We start from the raw sequence: 26,312 nt of genomic DNA, 5'->3' as shown, positions 1-26,312 counted from the left end.
CCTGCTCGCGATGAGGCCAGTACAGGCAGCGTGAATCCCATTCGTCCGCGACATGACGTCCTTTCATATGCCTTCCAAAACCGGTTGGGTTAGAATGCCCCCCTTTTCTGCCCCCGATCCTTGAGGACCGCCATGTTCAGCCGTGATTTGACTATTGCCAAGTACGACGCCGATCTCTTTGCCGCCATGGAGCAAGAAGCTCAGCGCCAGGAAGAGCACATTGAGCTGATCGCTTCGGAAAACTACACCAGCCCCGCGGTGATGGAAGCTCAAGGCTCGGTACTGACCAACAAGTACGCCGAAGGCTATCCAGGCAAGCGCTACTACGGTGGTTGCGAGTTCGTCGACGTGGTCGAGCAACTGGCCATCGACCGCGCCAAGGAACTGTTCGGTGCCGACTATGCCAACGTCCAGCCTCACGCCGGTTCCCAGGCCAACGCCGCTGTCTACCTGGCGCTGCTGTCGGCCGGTGACACCATTCTGGGCATGAGCCTGGCCCACGGCGGTCACCTGACCCACGGCGCCAGCGTTTCGTCCTCGGGCAAGCTGTACAACGCCATCCAGTACGGCATCGACGGCAATGGCCTGATCGACTACGACGAAGTCGAGCGCCTGGCACTCGAGCACAAGCCGAAAATGATCGTGGCCGGTTTCTCCGCCTACTCGCAGATCCTCGACTTCCCACGTTTCCGCGAAATCGCCGACAAGGTCGGTGCCTACCTGTTCGTGGACATGGCGCACGTTGCGGGCCTGGTTGCCGCTGGCGTCTACCCCAACCCCGTGCCATTCGCCGACGTCGTCACCACCACCACCCACAAGACCCTGCGCGGTCCACGTGGTGGCCTGATCCTGGCTCGTGCCAACGCCGACATCGAGAAAAAGCTCAACTCCGCCGTATTCCCCGGCGCCCAGGGTGGCCCCCTGGAACACGTGATCGCCGCCAAGGCGATCTGCTTCAAGGAAGCGCTGCAGCCTGAGTTCAAGGCTTACCAGCAACAAGTGGTGAAAAACGCCAAGGCCATGGCCGGCGTATTCATCGAGCGTGGCTTCGACGTAGTGTCCGGCGGGACCGAGAACCACCTGTTCCTGCTGTCGCTGATCAAGCAGGACATCTCCGGCAAAGACGCCGACGCAGCGCTGGGCAAGGCGTTCATCACCGTGAACAAGAACTCGGTGCCCAATGACCCACGCTCCCCGTTCGTCACCTCCGGCCTGCGCTTTGGCACCCCGGCCGTGACCACTCGTGGTTTCAAAGAAGCCGAGTGCAAGGAGCTGGCTGGCTGGATCTGCGACATCCTGGCGGACCTGAACAACGAAGCGGTGATCGACGCCGTTCGCGAGAAGGTCAAGGCGATCTGCAAAAAGCTGCCGGTATACGGCGCTTAATCAGCCCGTTACACCTCAGTAAGAAAGGCCTCCATTGAAAGATGGGGGCCTTTTTCATGGGCGCAAACAATTACCCCAAATAATTAACCCCCACGCTTATCTAATGTCTTGCAATACACACACCACCACCGACAGCTAATAAATCAATAATATCGCTTCATAACTGCACACTTCATAAACCCAACGAGGAGTCGAATCACATGGACCGTGATCAATCTTTTAACGCCACACTTCGAATGTTTGACAACCACGTCAACCTACTTGAAATACTTCATGGCAAACCCGCGATGGCCACCGTGAGTTTATTCAGCGGCGGCTTCTTCACCGGCCGCCCGCAAACCCACGACCACTCCAGCCTGCTCGGCATGCGCCCCAAAAATCAGGGTCAATCCAGCAACCCATTGAAATTGCATTTGCGACACACCCCGAACGGCTACAACCTGGTCATTAAAAACACGGGGGAACATGAAAACAAACTTATCGGTAAACGCTGGCTTGAGGTTCTCGGCGCACAGGACTCCGGCACGGATGATCCGATGCTCTTTACCCTCGTTGATCATCAGAACAACGCCATCACCCGGCAGAATATTTCCACGCCGCATTTACCTGTCTCGTTCATGACAAAAAATAAAAAATATATCGGCGGATTGAAAGTTCGAGGCTCGCCTTATATTTATCTCGCCGAGACAGAAGAAAAATCGAAAGTAACATTCATCCTGAGTGTTCTTTAAAGAGCATGTCGATACTTTGTGGCGAGAGGGCTGATCCCTCGCCACAGGGAGCTGTGGCGCACTGCTTGCCACCCACATTTTTTTCACTGCAACAAACGGCTCAAGCACAAGGGTTCCGGCCTAACTGGTAAGACCGGTCATGCCAAATCTCTACAGATCAGCTTGCGCAGCAGCGAAAACAGGGCCTAGACTGCGCCTGCACTGGACAAACCGGTAAGACCACAATAATGAAGTCCTGACGCCAACAGCTCTATTGACGGCGAAAAGGACACCGAACCAGGAATCCCTCCCATGCTCAAATGGTGCTCGCGCTCGATCTTCCTTCAAGTTGTCCTCGGATTGGTGCTCGGCATCGTCTGTGGACTGACCCTTCCCGAATACTCCGCACAGCTCAAACCCCTCGGCGACGGCTTTATCAAGCTGATCAAGATGCTCATCGGCCTGATCGTGTTCTGCGTGGTAGTCAGCGGCATCTCGGGTGCCGGAGACCTTAAGAAGGTCGGGCGCATTGGCCTCAAGTCGGTCATCTACTTCGAAGTATTGACCACCATCGCCTTGGTCATCGGTCTGGTGCTTGCCTTCAGCACTGGTATCGGCAGTGGTGCGAACATCCACCTGGAACAACTCTCCAGCGCGGACATGGGGGATATCGCCCAGCGTGGCGAGCACCTGGTCACCACCACCCAGTTCCTCATGAACCTGATCCCAACCTCGGTGCTCGGGGCCTTCGCTGAAAACAACATTCTGCAAGTGCTGTTGTTCTCCGTGCTGTTTGGCAGCGCCTTGAACCTGGTGGGCGATGCAGCGTCCGGCATCTCGCGGTTGATCAACGAACTGAGCCACGTGATCTTCCGCATCATGGGCATGATCGTGCGTCTGGCCCCCATTGGGGTCTTCGGGGCCATCGCCTTCACTACCAGCAAATATGGCCTGGACTCACTGCAACACCTGGGCAGCCTGGTGGGCCTGTTCTACCTGACCTGCATCGCCTTCGTTGCGCTGATCCTCGGCTTGGTGATGCGTGTCTCGGGCCTGCCGATGTTGCCGTTTCTCAAATACCTGCGTGAAGAGCTGCTTATCGTGCTCGGTACGGCCTCTTCCGACGCCGTGCTGCCACAGATCATGCGCAAGCTTGAGCACCTGGGGATCGGCAGTTCCACCGTCGGCCTGGTGATTCCGACCGGCTACTCGTTCAATCTGGACGGTTTTTCGATCTATCTGACCCTGGCGATTGTGTTCATTGCCAACGCCACCGGCACACCTCTGGCCATGAGTGATTTGCTGACCATCCTGCTGGTGTCACTGATCACCTCCAAGGGCGCCCACGGGATTCCCGGCTCGGCGCTGGTGATCCTGGCTGCCACGTTGACGGCCGTCCCGGCGATCCCGGTGGTTGGCCTGGTGCTGGTACTGGCGGTGGATTGGTTCATGGGCATCGGCCGGGCCCTGACCAACCTGATTGGCAACTGCGTGGCCACCGTGGCGATTGCCCGCTGGGAAAAAGACATCGATGTCCCTCGGGCGCGCAAGGTACTGTCCGGCCAACACGGTTATACCTTCCAATCCAGGAAACCGGTGGGCACTGCCCATCAGCAGCAATTCTGAAAGACTGCGGTGCCGGCCCGCGAACCGGTACCGCCTGATTGATTTTCGAGGAGTCACCAGTGATCAGTTCATCAACCGTCGTCAATTCCGTGGTGGAGAAACTACGTGCCGCCCTCGCTCGGGGCCAATGGCGCTCGGGCGACATGCTGCCCGGCCAACGGGAGCTGGCCGAGCAATTGGGCATCAGCCGACCAAGCCTGCGCGAAGCGGTGATTGTCCTGGAAACCCTGGGGCTGGTGCGTTCGATGCCCGGCAAGGGCGTCGTGGTGCTGGAGGCCAACTTCACCGACACCGCCAATGAAGGCAGCGCCATGGCCGGCGCCAGCCTGGAGGACGTGCTGCAACTGCGCTACACCCTGGAGCCTTTCATCGTCGGCCTTGTGGCGCAATCCATCAGCAGCAAGGAGGTCGGCCAGTTGCGCCTGACCCTCATGGACATGCGCGAAGCGTTGGAGGCCAACGACAGCGACGCCTGCGCCAACGCCTACATTGCCTTCCATGAAGAGCTGTTTGCCTTGACGTCCAACCCGATTTTTCAAAACGTGGTCCAGCAGACCAGCAACGCGCTCAAGCAAAGCGCCGATGTGTTGCGCAATTCACCCCAGCATCTGGCCGAACGCCTGGAGGAAAACGAAGCCGTGGTGCGCGCCATCCGCGCCAAGAACAGCGCCCAGGCCAGCACCGAAATGCGCCGGCATATCCTCAGGGAAGGCCAGCGCATGGGCATCGAACTGAACATTCCGGACGACAACCTCGGCACTTGAGCCACACCCTGCGGAGACCGCCATGAACAACCTCATGCCCCACCCGGATCAGCCTGAGCGTAACGTGCTCGCGTCCCTGTCGCTGCCCGGTCGGGCCGGCAAACCGTCGGTGGACGATATCTACCCGCGGATCTTCGACGCCATCCTCGAACAACGCATTGCTCCGGCCAGCCGTTTCACCGAGGAAAGCCTGGGGGATGTGTTCGGTGTCAGTCGCAGCATCATTCGCCGTGTCCTGGCGCGCCTGTCCCACCAGCAAGTGGTGATCCTGCGGCCCAACCATCGGCCCCAGGTGGCGGCACCGGACCTGGAACAGACCCGGCAAATCCTGCATGCCCGGCGCCTGGCCGAACAGACCCTGGTGCGCCTGGCCTGCAAGGCGCCGCAGCCCAAGGACCTGCAGCGCCTACGCGATCTGATAGAGCGCGAGCGCCAGTGCCTGGATCGCGGCGAACGCGGCCCGGCGATTCGCCTGTCCGGCGAGTTTCACCTGCAATTGGCGACCATGGCCGGGAATGCGCCGTTGGCGCAGTTTCTCGGCAGCCTCGTGCCATTAACCTCGCTGGCCCTGGCGCGGCATGAGCTCAAGTCCCGCAGACATTGCGCCTGGCAGGAGCATTTGGCGATCGTAGACGCGATAGAACGTGGCAACGCTGATCAAGCGTTGCAACTGATGAGCGAGCACCTGGACCATCTTGAGCAAAAGCTGCTGATGGCCGCAGGCACCGGGACGTCAAAGTAGCGCGGCTTCGAAGCCTGCGCGGATCTTCTCTTCGGGCAACTCGTCGGCGATGAACACAATGACGCTCTCCCGTGCTTCGCCTGGCGCCCATTCGGTGTCCCAGTCAAAACCGTACAGTTTGAGTACGCCCTGGAACACCAGTCGTCGGGATTCGCCAGCGATGCTCAGTACCCCCTTGTAGCGCAGCAACTGCTTGCCGTGCTCCTCCAGCAACTGGTTCATGAACTCGCTGAGTTTGTCGATATCCAGCGGTTTGTCGGTGCGAAGCACGAGGCTGCTGATGCGATCCCCGGTGCTTGCCTTGCCCACCGGTCGCAGGCTGAACCCCGCCCCCAGGTCTGCGTTGAGATTGAAGCCGCGGATGTCGAGCAGTTCGGCCAGATCGATCTTGCCGTGCTCCACCACCCTGATCGGCGCCCGTCGGTTGATCCGCGTCAGTCGTTCGCCAAGGGCTTGGACATGGGCTGCGTCCACCAGATCGGTCTTGCTCAGCAGCAGACGGTCGGCAAACCCGACCTGGGCCTGGGCAATGGCCTGGGTCAGGTGGATCTCGGCGTGAGCGGCGTCCACCAGGGTCAGGATACCGTCGAGGATGTAGCGCTCGCGCAGGTCCTCATCGATAAAAAATGTCTGGGCCACAGGGGCCGGATCGGCCAGGCCGGTGCATTCGATCACCAGGCGATCAAAGGCAATTTCGCCGCTGTCCAGCCGTTCGAGTAGCAGGTACAGGGCTTTGGTCAGGTCAGTGTGAATGGTGCAGCACACGCAGCCATTGGCCAGGGTCATGACTTGCACCGGCTCATCGCCCAACAGCTGGGTATCGATGCCGGCATCGCTGAATTCATTCTCGATCACGGCGATTTTCAGGCCGTGCTCGGCCTTGAGCAAATGACGCAAAAGCGTGGTCTTGCCGGCGCCGAGGAAGCCGCTGAGGATGGTGACCGGGATGGGAGAGGACAACGTGATTCTCCTGTTGCGAAATTAAAAGAAGAGCACAGAACCCATGTGGAGGCGAGGCAAACTGTTGCGATGCCTTCGCGAGCAGGCTCGCTCCCACAAGGGGATCGGTGGTGTATGCAAATGTTGAGATCCCCCCAAAACAACTGTGGGAGCGGTGGCATATGCAAATCCCGAGGCCATCCTAAAACAACTGTGGGAGCGAGCCTGCTCGCGATGGCGGTGGATCAGTCAACATCATCGTAACTGACCCGACGCCATCGCGAGCAAGCTCGCTCCCACAGGGTTACCTCATCAACCTGAAATCAGTTGATCAACAGCACTTGGGCCCGGCCTTGCCACCGTATCGGGCTTCCTGGCGTTCGCGGAAGAACGCCTCGTAGTCCATCAACGGTTTGTCCGGGTGTTTGCTTTGCATGTGCTCGACGTAGTTGTCGTAGTCGGGCATGCCGACCATCAGACGGGCGGCCTGACCGAGGTATTTACCGAGGCGACTCAAGTCATTGAACATCGTTGCAATCCTCGATTCAGGCGTCCGGCACGGCCTGGAAGGGCGCTTCTTTATCCGTGCGTTCCTTGTGACCCCAGGCAGCGATGCCGACCTTGAGCGCGTAGAACAGGATGCTGAAGACCACCAGCAGGAACAACACCGTCAGCGTTGCGTTGGTGTAAGCGTTGTACACCACGTGCTGCATCTGCTCGATGCTCTTGGCCGGGGCCAGGATCTGGCCGGCGGCCAGGGCATCGTTGTATTTGCGCGCCAGGGCCAGGAAGCCGATCGCCGGGTTGGCGTCGAACAGCTTGATCAGGCCCGCCGTGGTGGTGCAGATCAGCAGCCAGACCGCCGGCAGCATGGTCACCCAGACGTAGCGCTGGCGCTTCATCTTGATCAGTACCACGGTGCCGAGCATCAGGGCGATACCGGCCAGCATCTGGTTGGAGATGCCGAACAGCGGCCACAAGGTGTTGATGCCGCCCAGCGGATCGATCACGCCCTGGTACAACAGGTAGCCCCACAGCGCCACACAGCCAGCGGTGGCGATCAGGTTGGCGACCCAGGATTCAGTCCGCTTGAGGGCTGGTACGAACGAGCCCAGCAGGTCCTGCAGCATGAAGCGCCCGGCACGGGTGCCGGCGTCTACCGCCGTGAGGATGAACAGCGCCTCGAACAGGATTGCGAAGTGGTACCAGAACGCCATGGTGTTCTCACCCGGCAACACCGAGTGCAGGATCTGCGCGATCCCCACCGCCAGCGTCGGCGCACCGCCGGCACGGGCCAGGATGGTGGTCTCGCCGATGTCATTGGCCACCGCCTGCAGCGCTTCGGGGGTGATTGCAAAGCCCCAACTGCTGACAGTCTGCGCCACGCTCACCACATCACCGCCGACGATCGCCGCCGGGCTGTTCATGGCGAAGTACACACCCGGCTCGATCACCGAAGCGGCGACCATTGCCATGATGGCCACGAACGACTCCATCAGCATGCCGCCGTAACCGATGTAGCGGGCGTTGACTTCGTTATCGAGCATCTTCGGCGTGGTGCCCGAAGAGATCAGCGCGTGGAAACCCGAAACCGCGCCACAGGCGATGGTGATGAACAGGAACGGGAACAGTCCGCCCTTCCACACCGGACCCGTGCCGTCGGTGAACTGGGTCAGTGCCGGCATTTTCAGCTCGGGCATGGTGACCAGGATGCCGATCGCCAGGGCGACGATGGTGCCGATCTTCAAGAAGGTGGACAGGTAGTCGCGCGGCGCCAGGATCAGCCAGATCGGCAACACCGCGGCAACAAAACCGTAGCCGATCAGCATCCAGGTGATTTGCACGCCGGTGAAGGTGAAGGCCTCGGCCCAGACCGGGTCTGCGGCCACTTGCCCGCCGAGCCAGATCGAACCCAGCAGCAACAGCACGCCGATGAGGGAGATTTCACCGATGCGGCCCGGGCGGATGTAGCGCATGTAGATGCCCATGAACATCGCGATCGGGATGGTCGCCATCACCGTGAAGATCCCCCACGGGCTCTCGGCCAGGGCCTTGACCACGATCAGCGCCAGCACCGCGAGGATGATGATCATGATCAGGAAGCAGCCGAACAGCGCGATGGTGCCGGGAACGCGGCCCATCTCTTCGCGGACCATGTCGCCCAGGGAGCGACCGTTACGACGGGTGGACAGGAACAGGACCATGAAGTCCTGCACGGCACCGGCCAGCACCACCCCGGCGATCAGCCAGAGCGTACCGGGCAGGTAGCCCATCTGCGCCGCCAGTACCGGCCCGACCAGCGGCCCCGCACCGGCAATGGCCGCGAAGTGGTGGCCGAACAGGATGTGTTTGTTGGTCGGGACATAGTCCAGGCCATCGTTGTTGAGCACGGCGGGGGTGGCCCGGCGCGCATCGAGTTGCATCACGTTATTGGCGATGAACAGGCTGTAGTAGCGGTAGGCGACCAGGTAGATGGCCACGGCTGCGACGACGATCCAGAGGGCGTTGATCGCCTCTCCCCGACGCAATGCCACGACGCCCAGGGCGCTCGCTCCCAAGACGGCCAGCAGTAGCCAGGGTATGTGGCGCAGCAGGCTATTATTATTTGTCATTTTTATATTCCGGCCAGGGTGGACAAGAAAGACAGCCATCGGAGTTTAGCGCTAACGAGAACAAAGGCCACCCCCGACATTTGTCTGCCAGCAGCCCAACGGTGACGACGGCGCGCCAGTTGGGTCTATAGTCAATCAATCTTCAGAAAGGAATACGTAATGAGCGAACGCCGCCGCTTCGTACGAATCGAGTTCCATGCCCGAACCGAGCTGAGTCAGGGCAAGGACGAGGACAAACTGACTTGGCCGGTCGAACTGCTGGACCTGTCTCTCAAGGGCCTGCTGATCAAAAAGCCCGAGCCCTGGCTTGGCAATCCCGAGAAGACTTTCGTAGCCGACATTCACTTGAGCAACGACGTGGAAGTGCGGATGGAGGTTCGGTTGACCCACGACGACCATGGCCATCTGGGCTTTGTCTGCGAGCATATCGACCTGGACTCCATCGCCCATCTGCGCCGGCTGGTGGAGTTGAACCTCGCCGATCAGGCTGAGCTGGAGCGGGAGTTGGCGGCGTTGGTACAGATCTGAATAACCCTGCACCACACAGCAGGCCTCGGAGTTATTCGAACAACGCATCCAGCGCCTGTTCCAGGCGGGTCACGGCAATGATCTGCAACCCGGCAGGCGCTTCCTTCGGCGCGTTGCCCTTGGGCACGATGGCGCGTTTGAAACCGTGCTTGGCCGCCTCCTTGAGCCGCTCCTGTCCGCTGGGCACCGGCCGGACTTCCCCCGACAGCCCCACTTCACCGAACACCAGCAGATCATGGGGCAGCGGCCGATTGCGCAGGCTGGACATGACCGCCGCCATCAACGCCAGGTCAGACGCGGTTTCCAATACTTTGACGCCGCCCACCACGTTGAGGAAAACATCCTGATCGTGGGTAGGAATGCCACCGTGTCGATGCAGGACCGCCAGCAACATGGCGAGCCGATTCTGATCCAGCCCCAAGGTGACCCGACGCGGGTTCGCCAAATGGCTGTCATCCACCAGCGCCTGAACCTCCACCAGCATCGGTCGGGTGCCTTCCCAGGTCGCCATGACCACACTGCCCGGCACTTCTTCCTGGGCGCGCGTGAGAAAAATCGCCGAAGGATTCGAGACTTCTTTCAAGCCTCTGTCGGTCATGCCGAACACACCCAATTCATTGACGGCGCCAAAGCGATTCTTCACTGCCCGCAACAAACGCAGGCGACCGTCGGATTCGCCCTCGAAATACAACACGGTATCCACCATGTGCTCCAGCACCCGCGGGCCTGCCAGCGCGCCTTCCTTGGTGACGTGGCCCACCAGGAAAATCGCCGTACCGCTCTGCTTGGCATACCGCACCAGCAACGCCGCGCTTTCACGCACCTGTGACACGCCGCCCGGCGCCGATTGCAGTTGTTCGGTGAAAATCGTCTGGATTGAGTCGATCACCATGACCTTGGGTTTTTCCAGGCGGGCCGTGGCGATGATGGTTTCGATGCACGTCTCGGTCATGACCCGCAGTTGATCCTGGGGCAGCCCCAGACGCCGGGCGCGCATGGCGACTTGCTGCTGGGATTCCTCGCCAGTGACGTACAGCGCCGGCATGCGCGTGGCCAGGTTGCACAAGGTTTGCAACAGGATGGTGGACTTGCCGATGCCCGGGTCCCCGCCAATCAGCACGACCGAACCGTCCACCAGGCCACCGCCCAATACGCGGTCCAGCTCGCCGGACGCGGTGGAAAACCGTGGAATTTCCTCGACGCTGACTTCGGCGAGGGTCTTGATTTGCGCCTGCTGACCGGCCCACCCCGTGCGACCGGTGGGGGCTGCGGCACCGCCACTCTCGACCATGGTTTCGGTCAAGGTGTTCCAGGCACCGCACTCACTGCACTGGCCGGCCCATTTGGGAAAGGTCGAGCCGCACTCGGTGCAGCCATACATGCGCTTTGCCTTGGCCATCTGAACTCCGGGATAAAAACCGCGATGATAGCCCACGCGGGGGTCAGCGCGGGGCCGGCATTCTGATTTCACCGTTGGCCAGGTTCGCCGCGGTATTGCCCAGCGGATCCTGGGCCTGCAGGTCCGCCCCTTTGGCCGCCAAAGCGTCGAGCAACTCGACGCGCTTGAACAGGCCGGCGTACATCGCTGCGGTCTGTCCGGCGCCGTTGCGCTGGTCCGGGTTGCAATCGGTGGACAACAAACGGCGCGCGATCTGCACTTGGCCCTTGAAAATGGCGCCCATCAGCGCCGTGTTGCCCCGGTTGTCCTGGGTGCAGGCATCGGCGCCAGCGGCCAGCAGCCGCTCCACCGCCGCGCCATGGCCGTGGTAAGCGGCCAGGATCAGCGCGGTGTAGCCTTTTTCGTCCTGGGTGTTGAGCGAGTAACCAGCCTCGATAAAGGTCTCGAGCATCGGCACGTCGCCCCGCCGGGCGGCGTCGAAGTAATAAGTTTGCAACTGCTCTTGTACAACCACCGGGTCGGTGGGCATGGGCTGATCGGCCCATACGCTCAACGACCCGATTGCGAGCATCGAAAACAGGAAGTTACGCAGCATGACGTCTCCTTGGCGCAAGGCTGTAGATGCAGGGTTGCGGGAGCATGGCTTGCCCGCAACGCAGACGACTCGGTCTGGCTTCAGACCGCAGCGCCTGCTTCGCGAGCAAGCTTTGCTCCCACGGGTTATGCACGTGCCAGGCTGTGGATCAGTCGCTGAGTTTTTCCGCCAGCGCCTTGACCCGGGTCAGATCGCCTTTGGCGACACGGGCTACACCAGTGCCGTATTCAGGATCAGCCTTGTAGAGGAACGACAGGATGATGTGCTTGCTCTCCTCATCGGTGGTCGCCAGCGATCCGCCGAAGCTTTCGATCAGGTCATTGCGCTCTTTCTGGTTGAACGAGCGGTACAGGTCACCGGCTTGCTTGAAGTTCTGCTCACGCTGGATCTTCGCCTGCTGGGTACTGCCAGTCAGCGCGGTCTGGCTGTAGCGTGCCGTTGGCTGTTCCTGGCGAGGCATCAGGCGGCTCGGCTGATAATTCACGCCGGTGCTGGTGGCGCCCGAATTCATCGCGCCGTCCTGGTTGCCATTGTTGACCGCCACCTTCGGCGCATTGATGGGCAACTGAAGCGCGTTGGGTCCTACTCGATACATTTGCGTATCGGCATAGGAGAACACCCGCCCCTGCAACAGTCGATCTTCCGACGGCTCGATGCCCGGAACAAGATTGGCCGGCGCCATCGCCACTTGCTCGGTTTCCTGGAAAACATTCGCCGGGTTACGGTTCAAAACCATTTGCCCGACTTTGCGTTCAGGCACACCCGGCCAGATTTTTGTCGCATCAAGAGGATCGAAATCAAACGTGGAAAGGTCCTGCGGGTTCAGCACCTGAACGTACAAGTCCCATTTCGGGAAGTCGCCCTTATTAATATGACTCACCAGATCGTTAGTCATATGGCTGTAATCTTGCCCCTGAACTTTCACAACTTCTTTCGGATCGAGATTTTTCAGGCCCTGCAAACTTTTCCAATGAAACTTTACGTAGTGAACTTCACCCTTTGCATTCACCAACTTGTAGGCATGCACACCGTTACCGTCCATTTCACGATAACTGGCCGGCGTGCCGGAATTGGAATACAACTCGGTCAGCGTGCGCGTTGCTTCGGGCACGTGAGAAAAGAAATCGAAACGGCGGGCGTCATCATCCAAGTTTGTCCGAGGGTCGGGTTTGAAAGCATGGACCATGTCTGGAAACTTGATGGCATCGCGAATGAAGAAGGTCGGGAAGTTGTTACCCACCAGATCCCAGTTACCCTCGGCCGTGTAGAACTTGGTGGCAAAGCCACGGGGGTCACGCAGGGTTTCCGGCGAATGGTTGCCATGCACTACAGCAGAAAAACGCACGAACACCGGCGTGGCCTGGCCAGCGGCGAAGACTTTGGCCTTGGTCAGATCACTGAGGTCGTCGGTGACTGTAAATGTGCCATGGGCACCGGTTCCTCGTGCATGCACCACGCGCTCGGGGATGCGCTCGCGGTCGAAGCGCTGGAGTTTCTGGATCAGTTGCACGTCTTGCAACAAGGTCGGCCCGTTAGGACCGGCTGTTTGCGAGTTCTGGTTGTCGCCCACGGCCGCACCGTTATCGCGGGTCAGGGTGGCCGCGTTGACGGACAAGGACAACAGGCTGGCGGTGAGCACAAAAAAAGCACGGCGAGGGGTAAAAGTCCCGCCGCCAAGGGAAATGTTCATAGGCGTTTCCTCTGATGTTATAGAGCGCATCCATGTGCGCCTTGCAGAGGCTAGTGCTCTAAAAAGAAAAACCTAAATAGAAATGCCGCACCGATCCGATAGAAAAATCCTTATAGGGAATCGGCTCGGGACCGCGTATCACGCGCGATTGATGGCACTTTGTAAACTTTTCCTCCTGTCCCGAGTCGATAACTGAAGCTTTTTAAGCAGGCGTTTCGAGCAGGACGCGTTTGGCTGATTTACACTGCCACCATCCACTTCATCTGTCACAAGGAACAACTCATGGGCGTGATTAACGAGTTCAAGGCCTTCGCGGTCAAAGGCAATGTCGTCGACATGGCCGTCGGGATCATTATCGGTGCTGCTTTCGGCAAAATCGTTTCGTCCTTCGTTGGCGACGTCATCATGCCTCCGATCGGCCTTTTGATTGGCGGGGTGGACTTCAGCGACCTGGCCATCACACTCAAGGCGGCACAAGGCGATGCGCCGGCGGTGGTATTGGCCTATGGCAAATTCATTCAAAGCACCATTGATTTCATCATTGTGGCGTTCGCCATTTTCATGGGCGTCAAGGCCATCAACCGTCTCAAGCGCGAAGAAGCCGTTGCTCCCAGCGCGCCACCGGTTCCGACCAAGGAAGAACTGTTGCTGAGCGAAATTCGCGACCTGCTCAAGGCCCAGAACGAGAGGCCCTGACTCACGCTTCGCCGCCTGTGGCGTGGGTTTTTATCTCCTCGCCACAGGCGCCTTTGCTACCAATAGTTTTCCACGGCCACCTGACCCGGCCGACGGCTGAGACTCAGTTGCAGGCCCCTGGCCTTGAGCAGCTTGCGCGTGTCATCGATCATCTGCGGATTGCCGCACAACATCACCCGCGAGTGTTCCGGCGTCAGCTCGATGTCAGCCGCCCTTTCCAACTCGCCATTTTCGATCAGTGTCGTGATTCGTCCGCTGAGCGCACCGGGATGCTGTTCACGGGTGACGGTCGCGATGAAACGAAACTTGTGGGCGTAGCCGGCCAGGTAGTCGCGCTGGGTCAACCCTTTGATCAGCTCCTGATATGCCAGCTCCCGTGCCTCGCGGACGCTGTACACCAGGACGATCGTCTCGAATTTTTCCCATGCTTCGAAATCCTGGAGAATCGAGAGGAACGGTGCGACGCCCGTTCCCGTGGACAGCAGCCACAAATCGCGCCCGTCAACGAAACGATCAAGCGTCAGGTAGCCAAAGGCCTGGCGATCAACCAGCAGGCTGTCGCCTGGCTGCAGCCGACTCAGTTCGCTGGTGAACTCGCCGTCCGGTACCACGATGGAAAAAAACTCGAGGAATTCATCGAACGGCGAAGACACCATGGAATATGCCCGCCAAACGATGGTGCCATCCGCTTTAGCGACCCCGAGCCGGGCGAACTGGCCCGCCCGAAAACGAAAACCGCGATCCCGTGTGGTACGCAACGTAAACAAATGAGGTGCCACGGGCTGCACATCGAGCAAGGTTTGACGGGTGAACTTCTCTGAGCTGTCGATCATGAGCCACTCCAACGAGACAAGACTTACAGTGTCCCGCAAAGTGAGCCCCTTCACCACTGACAACGAGTAGTGGCACTTTAGCTACTAATGCCTCCGTCGCCGAGCATATCTTCTACCAGACTTATACAAAACTATCCCAACTGTAAAATCATACTCAAAAAGTTTATTTCTTAAACATTTCAAACTGTAAGCAAATAAAAAAAAGCCCACTGCAATTTAAGAATAGTCCTACACTAAAAATTCGCATCATGGATTGGATCCGCATGGACGAACTCAACCCAGGAGAGAGCGATGGACAAGTGGAAGGACTTGCTGTTGAGGAAGTTATCCTGTGAAAAGGACTTACAGACGGCCTATCGTCTAGTCCAGAATTTCTTTAACAATCAGGGATTTGAATATTGTGCATTCTCAGCCTATCTCGGAAGCCCGGACAAGCATACCAACAAGGTAAACCTGAATAACTACCCTTATGGATGGGACAGACTATATGAACAGAACGGCTATGCATCGAACGACCCACTAGTAGCACATTGCAATCAATCACCGCTTCCAATCTTGTGGGATGAGACTGTTTTTGCTCAGGCCCCCAAGTTGTGGCGAGAACTTAATCGTCAGGGACTCAAGTATGGCTGGACCCAGGCCGTTCATGATGAACAGGGGGCACACTGCAGCCTTTTCAGCCTGGCCCGGACTCATTGCCCCATCGATATCGACGAGCATTACGCAAATCTGGGCTATGCCATTTTCGCCAGTCAAAGATTGCATGCGCTGGCCAGCAAAAAACTGGCTGACGCTGCCGCGACTCCACAAAAATGTCATTTATCACCCAGAGAGATCGAAGTATTGAGGTGGTCGGCCGAAGGCAAGACGGCTTCGGAAGTGGGCAGAATCCTCTGCCTCTCCGAGCGCACCGTGAACTTCCATGTGTGCAGTTGCATGCGAAAGCTGAACGTCAACAACAAAATCTCAGCGGTAGCCAAGGCGGCCCACATCCATGTGATCTGAACCGTGCGGCGCACTTACCAACCTGAAAAAACCCGCGAGTAATGCCTGGAAAAAAAACGTACCATTTACGGCTCCACTTGAATGATGACGCGCCCAGTACGCGACGAAGTTCATTCAGGCGGTCCCGCTGAGACACCTGCCCCGGGGCAGCGGGACATTCGTTGATCTCCAGAGTCCCAGCCATGCCCTTGCTCGACAGTCCCTTCGCCCAACTTGACCTGATCCGCCAACCCGAACAGCAGAACGAACCGCTGCAAGCCTTTGACGCAGCCGACGAATACCTGCTCGCGTATCTGGCCGAGCAACAGCCGCTCGCCGATACCCGGGTCCTGGTCCTCAATGACAGCTTTGGTGCCCTGGCGGCGAGCCTTGCCGGCAAGGTTGAAGTCATCAGCAGCAGCGACTCGTACCTGGCCTTGCAGGCGCTGGAGAAAAACCTGGTGCGCAACGGCCTGCCCTTTGATGCAGTGCCGACGTTGCCGGCCAGTGAACCGTTGACCGGACCTTTCAACCGCGTCCTGATCAAAGTGCCGAAAACCCTGGCCCTGCTGGAAGAACAGTTGATTCGCCTGCAAGGCCAATTGGCCCCCGGCGCCCAGGTGATTGCTGCTGCGATGGTCAAGCATCTGCCACGGGCCGCCGGTGACCTGCTGGAACGCTACGTTGGCCCGGTGCAGGCCTCGCTGGCAGTGAAAAAAGCTCGCTTGTTGATCGCCACGCCAGAAGCGCTCCAGCCAGAAACCCGAGTGCCGACCGCATCCCCCTACCCCACGCGCTATTGGTTGGAAGAGCCAAAGATCGAATTGCTCAACCACGCCAACGTGTTCTGTCGCGAAGGCCTGGACATCGGCACCCGGGCATTTCTGCCGCATCTGCCAAAGAACCTGGGCACCGCCCGCGTCGCGGACCTGGGGTGCGGCAACGGTGTACTGGCAATCGCCAGCGCCCTGCAGAATCCCGAGGCCCACTACACCCTGGTGGATGAATCGTACATGGCCGTGCAGTCGGCCGCCGAGAACTGGCGCGCCGCCCTGGGCGAGCGTGAGGTGACCATACGAGCTGGGGACGGTCTGGCCGGGCAAGAGCCGCAATCATTGGACGTAGTGCTGTGTAATCCGCCTTTCCACCAACAGCAGGTGGTGGGCGACTTCCTCGCCTGGCGGATGTTTCAGCAGGCGCGCGAAGCACTGGTGGTCGGCGGCGCGCTGTACATCGTCGGCAATCGGCACCTGGGCTACCACAGCAAACTGGCGCGGTTGTTCCGGGGTGTCGAACAAGTGGCCGCAACCCCGAAATTCGTCATCCTCAAGGCCCGCAAATAATTTGACCCTGCCCGGGAGCGTCAGTGGGTGGTCAGCCCTGCGGCGTTCATGAACATCCGCATCAGGCTGGCGACGATAAACAGCGCCAGTACACTGCCGGCCCAGATCAGCGCCAGCCAGCCAAGTCGCTGCCAGAGCGGCTTCTTTTCAGCCGCTTCGATGTCTTTCAAATCAGGCTTGGCCATTTTCAATGCCTCGCAGGTCAATCAATGGTAGCCGTCGTCATGGGTCACCTTGCCCCGGAACACGTAGTAGCTCCAGAAGGTGTACACCAGAATCAAAGGAATGATGAACAGCGTCCCGACCAGCATGAACCCCTGGCTCTGTGGCGGTGACGCCGCGTCCCAGATGGAGATGGATGGCGGCACGATGTTCGGCCACAAGCTGATGCCCAGACCGCTGTAACCGAGGAAGATCAGCGCCAGCGTCAGAATGAACGGCGTGTAGTTGGCGTTGCGGGCAACGGCGCGAAACAACCCGTACATGGTCACCAGCACCAGGATCGGTACCGGCAGGAACCAGAACAGATTCGGCAGGGTAAACCAGCGCGCCGCGATATCGGCGTGAGCCAGCGGAGTCCAGATACTGACGATACCGATCACCGCCAGCACCCCGAACGCCAGCGGCCTGGCCAGGTTATGCATCTGCTCCTGCAACTTGCCTTCGGTTTTCATGATCAGCCAAGTGCAGCCGAGCAAGGCGTAGGCGACGATCAAGGCCAGGCCACAGAAGACGGTGAACGGTGTGAACCAGTCCAGGGAGCCGCCGGCGAACTGGCGATCGACCACTTCGAATCCATCAATGAACGCCCCCAACGCCACCCCCTGGAAGAAGGTGGCCGTCAGGGAACCGCCGATGAACGCCTTGTCCCACAGATGGCGCTTGTGAGCCTTGGCCTTGAAGCGAAACTCAAAGGCCACGCCGCGGAAAATCAGCCCGATGAGCATCAGGATCAGCGGCAGGTACAGCGCCGAAAGCACCACCGAATAAGCCAGCGGAAACGCCCCGAACAGGCCCGCGCCACCCAGCACCAGCCAGGTTTCGTTACCGTCCCAGACCGGCGCTACGGTGTTCATCATCACGTCACGATCACGCTCAGCCTTGATGAAGGGGAAAAGAATGCCGATCCCCAGGTCAAAGCCATCCATGATCACGTACATCATGATGCCGAAGATGATGACCACGGCCCAGATCAGCGGAAGATCAATACCCATGACTCAATTCCCCTTGTGCGAGCTGTCGTTATGGTCCACTTCGTCGTCGCCATCATCGGCGGCCGACAATGGACGGGCCGGGGTACGTTTCTGACCCGGGCCACCGTCGGCCGGCTCATCTTCATGGGCTTCCGGCCCTTTGCGCACCAGGCGCATCATGTAGCTCAGCCCCGCACCGAACAGCGCGAAATACACCACGACGAACAGCACAAGCGTGATGCTCATCTGCGCAAAGCTGTGGCCGGAGGAAGCATCGGCCGTGCGCATCAGGCCGTAGACCACCCAGGGCTGGCGACCGATTTCGGTGGTGAACCAGCCAGCAAGGATCGCGATCAGGCCGGACGGCCCCATCCACAAGACCATGTGAAGGAACGGTCGGGATTGGTAGAGCCGGTCGTTGCGGCGCAACCAGAGACTGCACAGACCGGTGAAAATCATCAGCAGCCCCAGGCCTACCATGATCCGGAACGACCAGAACACAATGGTCGAATTCGGTCGGTCTTCAGGCGGGAACTCCTTGAGGGCCGGCACCTGTTTGTCCAGGCTGTGGGTCAGGATCAGGCTGCCCAGGTAGGGGATTTCCACGGCGAACCGGGTCTTTTCCGCCTGCATGTCCGGCCAGCCAAACAGGATCAGCGGGGTAGGCTCATTGCCGACATTTTCCCAGTGACCTTCGATGGCCGCGATCTTGGCCGGTTGATGCTTGAGGGTGTTGAGGCCATGGAAGTCGCCAATGACGGCCTGGATCGGCGCCACCAGCAACGCCATCCACATCGCCATCGAGAGCATGCGGCGAATGGCCGGGGTATCCCGACCGCGCAACAAGTGCCAGGCCGCCGACGAACCGACGAAAAACGCCGTGGCGACAAACGCTGCCGTGGACATGTGCAACAGCCGATAGGGGAACGAGGGGTTGAACACCACCGCCAGCCAGTCCACCGGGATGACCCGGCCATCGATGATTTCGTAGCCCTGGGGAGTCTGCATCCAGCTGTTGGAGGACAGGATCCAGAACGTCGAGATCAGCGTGCCGATCGCTACCATGACTGTGGAAAAGAAATGCAGACCGCGCCCGACGCGGTTCCAACCGAACAGCATCACCCCCAGGAACCCGGCTTCGAGGAAGAACGCCGTGAGCACCTCGTAAGTCAGCAGCGGCCCGGTGACCGCGCCGGCGAAGTCAGAGAAACGACTCCAGTTGGTGCCGAACTGATAGGCCATGACCAAACCGGATACCACCCCCATGCCGAAGTTGACGGCAAAGATCTTCGACCAGAAGTGGTACAGGTCGCGGTAGGTGTCGTCGCGGGTCTTGAGCCACAAGCCCTCGAGTACCGCCAGGTAACTCGCCAGGCCGATGGTGATGGCCGGGAACAGGATATGGAACGAGATGGTGAACGCGAACTGGATTCGGGCGAGATCGAGCGCCTCCAAACCGAACATAAGTCTTCCTCTGTCAGGTAAAACCGGCTGCGGGCGGGGCTTGCATCGCAACCTCCAGGGATATGGAGTGCGATGCTTTTCAAATCGTTCTTTTTTTAAACCGTCACAACGCAGGAACGTGGCCGGATGGCCGCCAGCCCAAGCCCCCGGAGGGTATTGACCTGGATCAAGCAATGCTCAAAGAGTAGTCGCATTATGGCCGCCGGACGGCGTGGTCTTTTGTCGCGTGACAGGTTGTCTCAGTGCTGCAATCCTGCTCTAAGCCAAGATTTCTTGAATCTTGAGGAGTGCACTGTTGTGGCGAGGGGATATCCCCGCTCGAGTGCGCAGCGCTCGCAAAAGCTTGGGGCCGCTTCGCACCCCAGCGGGGATAAATCCCCTCGCCAAAAAAAAAGCGTGCTATGTGAAAAGTAGATGCTTGGCTAACTATTTTTCCAGCAACCGCAACCTCCAGTTACAACTCGGTGATAATCTCGATGCCCTCATCACCGGACCCGTCATAGATGCCCAGCCAAGCGCCATTGCTGCTCCGCCACCACCGCCCCTTCATCGCCTTCTGGCTGGCCCGGATTTTCACCGCCAGTGGCTTCCAGATGCTCACCGTGGCCATCGGCTGGAACCTCTATCAACTGACCGGCAACGTATTGGACCTGGGTCTTGTAGGGTTGGTGGAGTTTGCTCCGCGTGTGCTGTTCATGCTGCACACCGGGCATGTGGCCGACCGCTATGATCGCCGCAAGGTCGCGGCGATCTGCCAGTCGTTGCAGGCGATGATTGCCCTGGCGCTGGTCATCGGCAGCGCCACCGATAACGTCACGCGGGAGATGATCTTCATCCTCGCCTTCCTGCTGGGCGCCGCCCGCTCCTTTGAGATGCCGACCACCCAAGCGCTGCTGCCGAGCATCGTGCCGGCCGCGCTGTTTCCCCGCGCCGTGGCCGCCGCGCAGTCGGCCCAGCAGTCCGCGACCATCGTCGCCCCGGCACTGGGCGGTCTGCTCTATGCCTTTGGCAGCGTCTGGGTCTATGGGCCGACCGTGTTGCTCTACGTCATCGCCTGCTGCCTGATGCTCAACCTGCCCGCCCGCCAGACGCCGTTGAACAAAGGCAAGGCAACCATGGATTCGTTGCTGGCCGGGATTCGCTTCATCCGCAGCCGCCCAGACATTCTCGGGGCGATTTCCCTGGACCTGTTTGCGGTACTGCTGGGCGGCGCGACCGCGCTGTTGCCGGTGTTCGCCAAGGATATTCTGCTTACCGGTCCCTGGGGCCTGGGCCTGCTGCGCTCGGCTCCGGCGGTGGGGGCCTTGCTGATGTCGCTATGGCTGGCGCGGTTTGCCGTGGAGCGCAAGGTCGGTCGGGTGATGTTCACCGCCGTGGGCGTGTTCGGCGTCGCCACCATTGCCTTCGGCCTCTCCACTTCGTTCTGGTTTTCCCTGGCGGTGCTGGTGGTGCTAGGCGCGGCGGACATGATCAGCATGGTGATCCGCGCCTCCTTCGTGCAGTTGGAAACGCCAGACGAAATGCGCGGCCGGGTCAGCGCCGTGAACGGACTGTTCATCGGTGCCTCGAACCAGTTGGGCGAGTTCGAGTCCGGCCTGACCGCCCACTGGTTCGGCACCGTGCCGGCGGTGGTCATGGGCGGTGTCGGCACACTGCTGGTGACCGGGGTCTGGATCAAACTGTTCCCGACCCTGGCCAACCGTGACCGGATGCACGAACCGGTGGACGCTGCGAAAACCTAAAGCAATTTATCCAGCGTGATGGGAAAGTCCCGGACCCGTTTGCCGGTGGCGTGATAAATCGCATTGGCCACGGCCGCCGCCACACCAACGATGCCAATCTCACCGACGCCCTTGGAGCCGAGGGCATTGACGATCTCGTCGTGCTCGTCGACAAAAACCACGTCAATATCCCCGATGTCGGCGTTCACCGGCACATGGTATTCCGCCAGGCTGTGATTCATGTGCCGGCCCAACGCATGGTCAGTCAAGGTTTCTTCGTGCAAGGTCATGCCGACGCCCCAGACCACGCCGCCAAGGATCTGGCTGCGCGCGGTTTTCGGGTTGATCACCCGTCCGGCGGCGATGGCGCTGACCACCCGATTGACCTTCACCGTGCCCAAGTCCTCATCCACCAGCACTTCGACAAACACCGCCGAATGCGTGGCCGTAGCGTAGGCTTGGCGTTTTTCCTCCGGCTCGGCAGTAACCTGAACCTGCAAGGGCGTCTCGCCGCTTTTTTGCGCCAACTCTGCCAACGAGACACAGGCCTCGCCCAACCGTAGCTGACCGTCGGCAAACGTCACTTGCTCAAGGGTCGCGCCAGCAAAGGCCGGACAGCTCTGCCGCGCCACAGCCAGGAGTTTTTCCTTCAGGGCTTCACAGGCCTGCTGCACAGCGGTGCCCACCGACGAGACGGTGAACGAGCCGCCCTGCAGCGGCGCAGTCGGCAGCGACGAATCACCGAGGATAAAGGTGACGTTTTCCAGGGAAACGCCTGACGCTTGGGCGGCGATCTGGGTCATGACTGTGTAGGTGCCAGTACCGATGTCAGTGGTGGCACTGCTGACGGTCAACTGACCGTTGGCATCCAGCGAGGCCCGAGCGCTGGCCTTCTGCTGCATGGCCTCCCACACACCGCCCGCCATGCCCCAACCGACCAACTGCCGACCTTCACGCATGCTGCGCGGTTCCGGGTTGCGCTTGTCCCAGCCAAAACGACGGGCACCTTGGGCATAGCACTCACGCAACTCCTTGCTGGAATATGGCTTGTCTTCGTTCTCGTTACGCTCGGCATAGTTGAGCAACCGCAGTTGAACCGGATCGATCGCCAGGGCACAGGCCAGTTCATCCATGGCGCACTCCAGGCCGATCAGTCCCAGGGCAGCGCCGGGAGCGCGCATGTCCAGCGGCGTATAGACGTCCAACGGCACCAGTTTGTAGGTCAATTCAACGTTGTCGCAGTGATAGAGCATGCCGCTCCACTCCACCACATGCTCGGTGAAATCTTCAAAGCGCGAGGTCTGGCCGATGGCGGTATGCGCCACCGCCAACAGTCGCCCGTTGGCCGCGGCCCCCAGTTGCAGGCGCTGAAAGGTCCGTGGTCGATAGCCAAAGGTAAACATCTGCTGGCGCGTCAGACTGACCCGCACCGAGCGTTTGAGCGTCAGCGCTGCCATCACCGCCAGGGGCAGTTGGTACTGTGGCCGCAGCCCGGAACCGAAGGCGCCGCCCACATAGGCGGCAAACACTCGCACCTGCTCTTTCTCAAGCCCGAAGACCTTTTGCACATAGGCTTGACAGTTTTGCGTGCCTTGGGTCTTGTCGTGGATGTGCAGGCTGCCGTCAGGCTGATACAGCACGGTGGAGGCATGAGGCTCCATCGGGTTGTGGTGTTCGATCGGTGTGCTGTAGGACACGTCCACACTGAGGGCCGAACTGGCGTACTCGCCCTGAAAATTCCCACGGGGCTTGGGCAATTCTGCCGGCGCCGGATGGGCTTCGTTTTGCAGGATTGCCAGATCGGTCTGATGGTCCCGGGCTTCATATTCGATTTCAATAAGCGAACCGGCGTAACGGGCCAGCTCGAGGTTTTCAGCGACCACCAAGGCCAACGGCTGGCCGCTGTAGAGTACCTGATCGTTGTACAGCGGTCGGAACGGCGACCCCTCTGCCGCATCGGCGTCCTCGTAAGGCTCGTCGTAGCTGGCGATCCTGGGGCGGTTGGTGTGGTCGATCACCGTGACCACCCCGGGCAACGCCAACGCTCGGGTGGCATCGATGCGCAGCACGCGGCCACGGGCGATGCTGCTGGAGACGACGCTGCCGTGCAGCAAACCGTCCTCGGGGTATTCGCCGGCATATCGGGCCTGGCCGGTGACCTTGAGCAGGCCATCGACCCGGTCAAGTGGTTGCCCTATGGATTTGCTCGAAGCATTCATCAGGCTTGTCCTCCCACCAGTGCGGCATCGCTCAAGGCGCGGACCACCGCCCGGCGCGCCAGTCTGACCTTGAAGCCGTTATGTTCCAGCGGCTCGGCGTTTTGCAACAGCGCGTCAGCGGCAGCAGTGAAGGTTTCGCGGCTGACGGTCTGACCGGTCAGCCAGCTTTCCACGGCCCGGTCGCGCCAGGGTTTGTGGGCCACGCCGCCGAGGGCCAGGCGCGCCTGGCGGATCACCGGCCCGTCCAGCTCGAGCGCCGCCGCTACCGAAACCAGCGCAAAGGCGTAGGAGGCCCGGTCCCGAATTTTCAAGTAATGGCTGTGTTCAGCGAAACCGGCGGCAGGCAACTCAATGGCGGTGATCAGTTCATCATCGGCCAGTTGGTTGTCCCGTTCCGGGGCATCGCCGGGCAGACGGTGAAAGTCAGCGAACTCGATGGTCCGTGCCCCGCCCCGACCGATAACATGCACCACGGCCTCCAAGGCAGCCAGTGCCACGCACATGTCGGAAGGGTGCGTGGCGACACATTGATCACTGGCGCCGAATATCGCGTGCATACGGTTCAAGCCGTCCCGAGCCGGACAGCCGCTGCCTGGCCGTCGCTTGTTGCACGGCACGTTGGCGTCATAGAAGTAATAACAGCGGGTGCGTTGCAGGAGGTTACCGCCGGTGCTGGCCATGTTGCGCAACTGCGGCGAGGCGCCCGCCAGGATTGCCTGGGAAAGCAGCGGATAGCGGCGCTGGATCCAGGGATGCCAAGCCAGATCGGCATTGCTCACCAACGCGCCGATCATCACCCCACCGGAAGGGGTTTCGCTGAGGTCCGCCAGGGGCAGCCCGGTAATGTCGATCAGGTGCTCGGGGCGGGTGAGGTTTTCTTTCATCAGGTCCAGCAGGTTGGTGCCACCGGCAATGAAGCGTGAAACCGGGCTCGACAAGTCGACGGCGGCCTGCACGGTGTCGGGCTTGCTGTATTGGAAAGGGTTCATTGATCACCTCCCTGCTGACAGAGCGGCAATGCCTCTTCGATAGCGTCACGAATGTTGTTGTAGGCGCCGCACCGGCAGAGATTGCCGCTCATCAGTTCGCTGATCTGCGCCCCAGTCTGTGCCCGGCCTTCATTGGCCAATCCCACCGCGGAACAGATCTGCCCAGGCGTGCAGTAACCGCACTGGAAGGCGTCGTGCTTGATGAAAGCCTGCTGCATGGGATGCAACTGATCACCGTTGGCCAACCCCTCGATGGTGGTCAGCTCAGCGCCGTCGCACATCACCGCCAGGGTCAGGCAGGCGTTGATCCGCTTGCCATCGCGCAGCACCGTACAGGCACCACATTGACCGTGGTCGCAACCTTTCTTGCTGCCCACCAGATCCAGTTGCTCACGCAGCAGGTCCAGCAGCGTGGTCCAGGGCAGCACGTGCAGTTCGCGCGCCTGACCATTGAGCGTCAAGCGGATCGGATGGCGGACGAAGGACGCCGGTGTCGCTTCGGACAGGGTCGCGCTCATAAACACCTCACGGTTGGTCGTACACTCGCGGCGTTTTCGCAAACCGCCGTCATAAGGGGTACGACTTCGGGGTGGGGTGAGCGTTCAAGGCAATTTCGACGCGCCGAAAAAGCCTTGGCCATCGCAGGACACACAGATTTGCCTGGCATGTGCGGTATATATGTACCGCACCGAGTGTAATGTATCGCCTTACACTCGATTCCATGATTAAATCCTTCCGACACAAAGGCCTCAGGATCTTCTATGAAACGGGTTCGACCCGTGGAATCCGGGCTGACCATGGAAACCGCCTGGCTCGCATGCTCCAGTTCATGGACCGGGCGCAGTCGCCTGACGACTTGGATATCCCCGGATGGCGACTGCATCCACTCAGAGGTGAGCTGGTTGAATACTGGTCGCTGAGTGTTTCGGGAAACTGGCGGATTATTTTTCGTTTTAGCGGATCGGATATCGAACTGGTCGATTATCTGGACTACCACTGACAGGAGGCTGGAACATGCCCATGCACAATCCGCCACACCCTGGCGAAACGCTACTGATGGATGTGTTACCCGAACTGGGCATCACAGTCACCGAGCTGGCGCGGCATTTGGGCTTCGCCCGACCGCATCTCTCTCGGGTATTGCACGGCCATGCCCCCGTCAGCCCCGATCTGGCCGTGCGCCTGGAACGGGCCGGGATCGGCAAGGCCAGGGTCTGGCTGGGTGTTCAGACGGACTATGATCTGTGGCAAGCCGAGCAGCGTGAACAACCTTTGATCGAACGCTTACCTCACCACGCCTGATGCCTGTCAGGCCAGCAACTCCGCCGCCACCACGCCCCTCACGCCCTTGCCACAGAGCTGTTCCACCAGCGTCAAGGCAAACGCCAGCGCGGCAGCCGAGCCTTGGGCGGTGATGCAGTTGCCGTCCACCACCACCGGCTGATCGACAAAATTGCAACCGGACAGTTGCTGGCTCACGGCGGGCAGGCAGGTCATGCGGCGCTGGCGCAGTACGCCGAACGCCTGCAAGGCAAGGGCCGGGGCTTCGGCGATGGCGGCGAAGAAACGTCCAGTGGCGGCCTGGTCCTTGATCAGTTGTCGCAGTGGCTGATGGGCCGCCAGGTGTTGGGCGCCGATGATGCCGCCGGGCAGGACGATCAGATCAAAGTCCTGCGCCAACAAGTCCACCAGCATACCGTCGGCGGTCAGGCGCGTGCCGCGGGCACAGGTGAGCATCCGCCGCCCTTCGATACTTGCCACCACCACTTCGACCTGAGCTCGACGCAGCACGTCGATCAGCGTAACGGTCTGCAAGTCGTCGACACCTTCGGCGACGGCTATCAGGGCTCGGGGGATCTTGGTTCCAGGCATCATCGGT

General features: G+C 60.1%; 26 protein-coding genes. 12 read left to right on the top strand and 14 right to left on the bottom strand.

What is annotated here, in order from left to right:
- Positions 1–132 precede the first annotated feature (132 nt).
- The 5 genes from glyA to AC3I65_RS03260 all read left to right on the top strand — a co-directional run bounded on the left by glyA (position 133) and on the right by AC3I65_RS03260 (position 5,228).
- Positions 133–1,386, top strand: a complete 1,254-nt coding sequence (gene glyA, locus AC3I65_RS03280; RefSeq protein WP_047230150.1) for a serine hydroxymethyltransferase — start codon at positions 133–135, stop codon at positions 1,384–1,386.
- A gap of 200 nt (positions 1,387–1,586) precedes the next feature.
- Complete coding sequence (locus AC3I65_RS03275) at positions 1,587–2,117, top strand: hypothetical protein (RefSeq protein WP_047230149.1); 531 nt, start codon at positions 1,587–1,589, stop codon at positions 2,115–2,117.
- Positions 2,118–2,408: 291 nt separating this feature from the next.
- Complete coding sequence (locus AC3I65_RS03270; RefSeq protein ID WP_076386402.1) at positions 2,409–3,722, top strand: C4-dicarboxylate transporter DctA; 1,314 nt, start codon at positions 2,409–2,411, stop codon at positions 3,720–3,722.
- A 59-nt stretch (positions 3,723–3,781) separates the two neighbouring features.
- Positions 3,782–4,486: a FadR/GntR family transcriptional regulator gene (locus AC3I65_RS03265; RefSeq protein ID WP_047230147.1), complete on the top strand. Its 705-nt coding sequence runs from the start codon at positions 3,782–3,784 to the stop codon at positions 4,484–4,486.
- A gap of 22 nt (positions 4,487–4,508) precedes the next feature.
- Positions 4,509–5,228, top strand: a complete 720-nt coding sequence (locus AC3I65_RS03260; RefSeq protein ID WP_173407398.1) for a GntR family transcriptional regulator — start codon at positions 4,509–4,511, stop codon at positions 5,226–5,228.
- Here AC3I65_RS03260 and yjiA read toward each other — a convergent pair.
- The 3 genes from yjiA to AC3I65_RS03245 form a co-directional block, all read right to left on the bottom strand.
- On the bottom strand, positions 5,220–6,188 hold the full coding sequence (yjiA, locus tag AC3I65_RS03255; RefSeq protein ID WP_047230146.1) for a GTPase: 969 nt from the start codon (positions 6,186–6,188) through the stop codon (positions 5,220–5,222). The two genes, AC3I65_RS03260 and yjiA, sit on opposite strands and share 9 nt — an antisense overlap.
- A gap of 310 nt (positions 6,189–6,498) precedes the next feature.
- The gene (locus AC3I65_RS03250) at positions 6,499–6,696 is read right to left on the bottom strand and encodes a YbdD/YjiX family protein (protein WP_047230563.1); all 198 of its coding nucleotides are present in this window, start codon (positions 6,694–6,696) and stop codon (positions 6,499–6,501) included.
- 16 nt (positions 6,697–6,712) lie between these two features.
- Entirely contained in the window at positions 6,713–8,779 is a 2,067-nt protein-coding gene (locus AC3I65_RS03245) for a carbon starvation CstA family protein (RefSeq protein ID WP_076386404.1), read from the bottom strand.
- A gap of 159 nt (positions 8,780–8,938) precedes the next feature.
- Here AC3I65_RS03245 and AC3I65_RS03240 point away from each other — a divergent pair, with 159 nt between their 5' ends.
- Entirely contained in the window at positions 8,939–9,307 is a 369-nt protein-coding gene (locus tag AC3I65_RS03240) for a PilZ domain-containing protein (RefSeq protein ID WP_076386406.1), read from the top strand.
- Between the two features lie 31 nt (positions 9,308–9,338).
- Here AC3I65_RS03240 and radA read toward each other — a convergent pair whose 3' ends face one another.
- The 3 genes from radA to katB all read right to left on the bottom strand — a co-directional run bounded on the left by radA (position 9,339) and on the right by katB (position 12,991).
- On the bottom strand, positions 9,339–10,706 hold the full coding sequence (gene radA / locus AC3I65_RS03235) for a DNA repair protein RadA (protein ID WP_030140305.1): 1,368 nt from the start codon (positions 10,704–10,706) through the stop codon (positions 9,339–9,341).
- A 43-nt stretch (positions 10,707–10,749) separates the two neighbouring features.
- Positions 10,750–11,301 (bottom strand): ankyrin repeat domain-containing protein, encoded by a 552-nt coding sequence (locus tag AC3I65_RS03230; protein ID WP_370695174.1) that lies wholly within the window; start codon positions 11,299–11,301, stop codon positions 10,750–10,752.
- 148 nt (positions 11,302–11,449) lie between these two features.
- On the bottom strand, positions 11,450–12,991 hold the full coding sequence (gene katB, locus AC3I65_RS03225; RefSeq protein WP_047229581.1) for a catalase KatB: 1,542 nt from the start codon (positions 12,989–12,991) through the stop codon (positions 11,450–11,452).
- Between the two features lie 282 nt (positions 12,992–13,273).
- On the opposite strand from katB, the gene mscL reads away from it, so the two are divergent.
- Complete coding sequence (gene mscL / locus AC3I65_RS03220; RefSeq protein WP_047229580.1) at positions 13,274–13,687, top strand: large-conductance mechanosensitive channel protein MscL; 414 nt, start codon at positions 13,274–13,276, stop codon at positions 13,685–13,687.
- A 56-nt stretch (positions 13,688–13,743) separates the two neighbouring features.
- On the opposite strand, the gene AC3I65_RS03215 is transcribed toward mscL, so the two are convergent.
- A complete protein-coding gene (locus tag AC3I65_RS03215) occupies positions 13,744–14,520 on the bottom strand; it encodes a ferredoxin--NADP reductase (protein WP_076386408.1) in 777 nt (258 codons plus the stop codon).
- Positions 14,521–14,811: 291 nt separating this feature from the next.
- Here AC3I65_RS03215 and AC3I65_RS03210 point away from each other — a divergent pair, with 291 nt between their 5' ends.
- A complete protein-coding gene (locus AC3I65_RS03210; protein WP_488523454.1) occupies positions 14,812–15,525 on the top strand; it encodes an autoinducer binding domain-containing protein in 714 nt (237 codons plus the stop codon).
- Between the two features lie 182 nt (positions 15,526–15,707).
- The gene (locus tag AC3I65_RS03205) at positions 15,708–16,847 is read left to right on the top strand and encodes a methyltransferase (RefSeq protein ID WP_076386410.1); all 1,140 of its coding nucleotides are present in this window, start codon (positions 15,708–15,710) and stop codon (positions 16,845–16,847) included.
- 20 nt (positions 16,848–16,867) lie between these two features.
- On the opposite strand, the gene AC3I65_RS03200 is transcribed toward AC3I65_RS03205, so the two are convergent.
- Genes AC3I65_RS03200 through AC3I65_RS03190 form a run of 3 tightly spaced genes read right to left on the bottom strand, consistent with a single transcriptional unit; the run spans position 16,868 to position 19,504 of the window.
- Positions 16,868–17,032, bottom strand: coding sequence for a DUF2474 domain-containing protein (locus AC3I65_RS03200; RefSeq protein ID WP_076386412.1), 165 nt, complete (start codon positions 17,030–17,032; stop codon positions 16,868–16,870).
- A gap of 21 nt (positions 17,033–17,053) precedes the next feature.
- On the bottom strand, positions 17,054–18,061 hold the full coding sequence (gene cydB / locus AC3I65_RS03195) for a cytochrome d ubiquinol oxidase subunit II (protein WP_047229576.1): 1,008 nt from the start codon (positions 18,059–18,061) through the stop codon (positions 17,054–17,056).
- 3 nt (positions 18,062–18,064) lie between these two features.
- On the bottom strand, positions 18,065–19,504 hold the full coding sequence (locus AC3I65_RS03190; RefSeq protein WP_047229575.1) for a cytochrome ubiquinol oxidase subunit I: 1,440 nt from the start codon (positions 19,502–19,504) through the stop codon (positions 18,065–18,067).
- A gap of 503 nt (positions 19,505–20,007) precedes the next feature.
- On the opposite strand from AC3I65_RS03190, the gene AC3I65_RS03185 reads away from it, so the two are divergent.
- Positions 20,008–21,246, top strand: coding sequence for an MFS transporter (locus tag AC3I65_RS03185; protein WP_047229574.1), 1,239 nt, complete (start codon positions 20,008–20,010; stop codon positions 21,244–21,246).
- Here the strand turns inward: AC3I65_RS03185 and AC3I65_RS03180 are convergent.
- From AC3I65_RS03180 to AC3I65_RS03170, 3 genes are read right to left on the bottom strand one after another with little or no spacing between them, the layout of a single operon-like run.
- Positions 21,243–23,444 carry a xanthine dehydrogenase family protein molybdopterin-binding subunit gene (locus tag AC3I65_RS03180; protein ID WP_488523453.1) on the bottom strand — a complete coding sequence of 734 codons (2,202 nt, stop codon included), beginning with the start codon at positions 23,442–23,444 and terminating at the stop codon, positions 21,243–21,245. The two genes, AC3I65_RS03185 and AC3I65_RS03180, sit on opposite strands and share 4 nt — an antisense overlap.
- Entirely contained in the window at positions 23,444–24,433 is a 990-nt protein-coding gene (locus AC3I65_RS03175; protein WP_047229572.1) for an FAD binding domain-containing protein, read from the bottom strand. The genes AC3I65_RS03180 and AC3I65_RS03175 overlap by 1 nt, the downstream gene beginning before the upstream one ends.
- Positions 24,430–24,951, bottom strand: a complete 522-nt coding sequence (locus AC3I65_RS03170; RefSeq protein ID WP_047229571.1) for a (2Fe-2S)-binding protein — start codon at positions 24,949–24,951, stop codon at positions 24,430–24,432. The genes AC3I65_RS03175 and AC3I65_RS03170 overlap by 4 nt, the downstream gene beginning before the upstream one ends.
- Before the next feature lie 203 nt (positions 24,952–25,154).
- Between AC3I65_RS03170 and AC3I65_RS03165 the strand changes: the two genes are divergently transcribed.
- The gene (locus tag AC3I65_RS03165) at positions 25,155–25,433 is read left to right on the top strand and encodes a type II toxin-antitoxin system RelE/ParE family toxin (RefSeq protein WP_188252417.1); all 279 of its coding nucleotides are present in this window, start codon (positions 25,155–25,157) and stop codon (positions 25,431–25,433) included.
- A gap of 14 nt (positions 25,434–25,447) precedes the next feature.
- Positions 25,448–25,735, top strand: coding sequence for a HigA family addiction module antitoxin (locus tag AC3I65_RS03160; RefSeq protein ID WP_139051201.1), 288 nt, complete (start codon positions 25,448–25,450; stop codon positions 25,733–25,735).
- Positions 25,736–25,741: 6 nt separating this feature from the next.
- Here the strand turns inward: AC3I65_RS03160 and AC3I65_RS03155 are convergent, their stop codons facing one another.
- Positions 25,742–26,308 (bottom strand): DJ-1 family glyoxalase III, encoded by a 567-nt coding sequence (locus AC3I65_RS03155; RefSeq protein ID WP_047229570.1) that lies wholly within the window; start codon positions 26,306–26,308, stop codon positions 25,742–25,744.
- Between the last annotated feature and the right edge of the window lie 4 nt (positions 26,309–26,312).

The organism is Pseudomonas sp. N-1-13, assembly GCF_057787095.1.
Note: the sequence above shows the minus strand (reverse complement) of the source record. Positions and strands in the feature narration are given on the sequence as shown.

Excerpts from the sequence above, each read along its gene's own strand:
- AC3I65_RS03230 (WP_370695174.1), bottom strand. The coding sequence starts at position 11,301 with ATGCTGCGTAACTTCCTGTTTTCGATGCTCGCAATCGGGTCGTTGAGC.
- AC3I65_RS03175 (WP_047229572.1), bottom strand. The coding sequence starts at position 24,433 with ATGAACCCTTTCCAATACAGCAAGCCCGACACCGTGCAGGCCGCCGTC.
- AC3I65_RS03270 (WP_076386402.1), top strand. The coding sequence starts at position 2,409 with ATGCTCAAATGGTGCTCGCGCTCGATCTTCCTTCAAGTTGTCCTCGGA.
- AC3I65_RS03185 (WP_047229574.1), top strand. The coding sequence starts at position 20,008 with ATGCCCAGCCAAGCGCCATTGCTGCTCCGCCACCACCGCCCCTTCATC.
- AC3I65_RS03160 (WP_139051201.1), top strand. The coding sequence starts at position 25,448 with ATGCCCATGCACAATCCGCCACACCCTGGCGAAACGCTACTGATGGAT.
- AC3I65_RS03165 (WP_188252417.1), top strand. The coding sequence starts at position 25,155 with ATGATTAAATCCTTCCGACACAAAGGCCTCAGGATCTTCTATGAAACG.
- AC3I65_RS03215 (WP_076386408.1), bottom strand. The coding sequence starts at position 14,520 with ATGATCGACAGCTCAGAGAAGTTCACCCGTCAAACCTTGCTCGATGTG.
- AC3I65_RS03155 (WP_047229570.1), bottom strand. The coding sequence starts at position 26,308 with ATGATGCCTGGAACCAAGATCCCCCGAGCCCTGATAGCCGTCGCCGAA.
- AC3I65_RS03170 (WP_047229571.1), bottom strand. The coding sequence starts at position 24,951 with ATGAGCGCGACCCTGTCCGAAGCGACACCGGCGTCCTTCGTCCGCCAT.
- AC3I65_RS03205 (WP_076386410.1), top strand. The coding sequence starts at position 15,708 with ATGCCCTTGCTCGACAGTCCCTTCGCCCAACTTGACCTGATCCGCCAA.
- glyA (WP_047230150.1), top strand. The coding sequence starts at position 133 with ATGTTCAGCCGTGATTTGACTATTGCCAAGTACGACGCCGATCTCTTT.
- cydB (WP_047229576.1), bottom strand. The coding sequence starts at position 18,061 with ATGGGTATTGATCTTCCGCTGATCTGGGCCGTGGTCATCATCTTCGGC.
- AC3I65_RS03260 (WP_173407398.1), top strand. The coding sequence starts at position 4,509 with ATGAACAACCTCATGCCCCACCCGGATCAGCCTGAGCGTAACGTGCTC.
- AC3I65_RS03245 (WP_076386404.1), bottom strand. The coding sequence starts at position 8,779 with ATGACAAATAATAATAGCCTGCTGCGCCACATACCCTGGCTACTGCTG.
- AC3I65_RS03275 (WP_047230149.1), top strand. The coding sequence starts at position 1,587 with ATGGACCGTGATCAATCTTTTAACGCCACACTTCGAATGTTTGACAAC.
- AC3I65_RS03250 (WP_047230563.1), bottom strand. The coding sequence starts at position 6,696 with ATGTTCAATGACTTGAGTCGCCTCGGTAAATACCTCGGTCAGGCCGCC.
- AC3I65_RS03240 (WP_076386406.1), top strand. The coding sequence starts at position 8,939 with ATGAGCGAACGCCGCCGCTTCGTACGAATCGAGTTCCATGCCCGAACC.
- AC3I65_RS03190 (WP_047229575.1), bottom strand. The coding sequence starts at position 19,504 with ATGTTCGGTTTGGAGGCGCTCGATCTCGCCCGAATCCAGTTCGCGTTC.
- katB (WP_047229581.1), bottom strand. The coding sequence starts at position 12,991 with ATGAACATTTCCCTTGGCGGCGGGACTTTTACCCCTCGCCGTGCTTTT.
- mscL (WP_047229580.1), top strand. The coding sequence starts at position 13,274 with ATGGGCGTGATTAACGAGTTCAAGGCCTTCGCGGTCAAAGGCAATGTC.
- AC3I65_RS03180 (WP_488523453.1), bottom strand. The coding sequence starts at position 23,444 with ATGAATGCTTCGAGCAAATCCATAGGGCAACCACTTGACCGGGTCGAT.
- AC3I65_RS03210 (WP_488523454.1), top strand. The coding sequence starts at position 14,812 with ATGGACAAGTGGAAGGACTTGCTGTTGAGGAAGTTATCCTGTGAAAAG.
- AC3I65_RS03200 (WP_076386412.1), bottom strand. The coding sequence starts at position 17,032 with ATGGCCAAGCCTGATTTGAAAGACATCGAAGCGGCTGAAAAGAAGCCG.
- radA (WP_030140305.1), bottom strand. The coding sequence starts at position 10,706 with ATGGCCAAGGCAAAGCGCATGTATGGCTGCACCGAGTGCGGCTCGACC.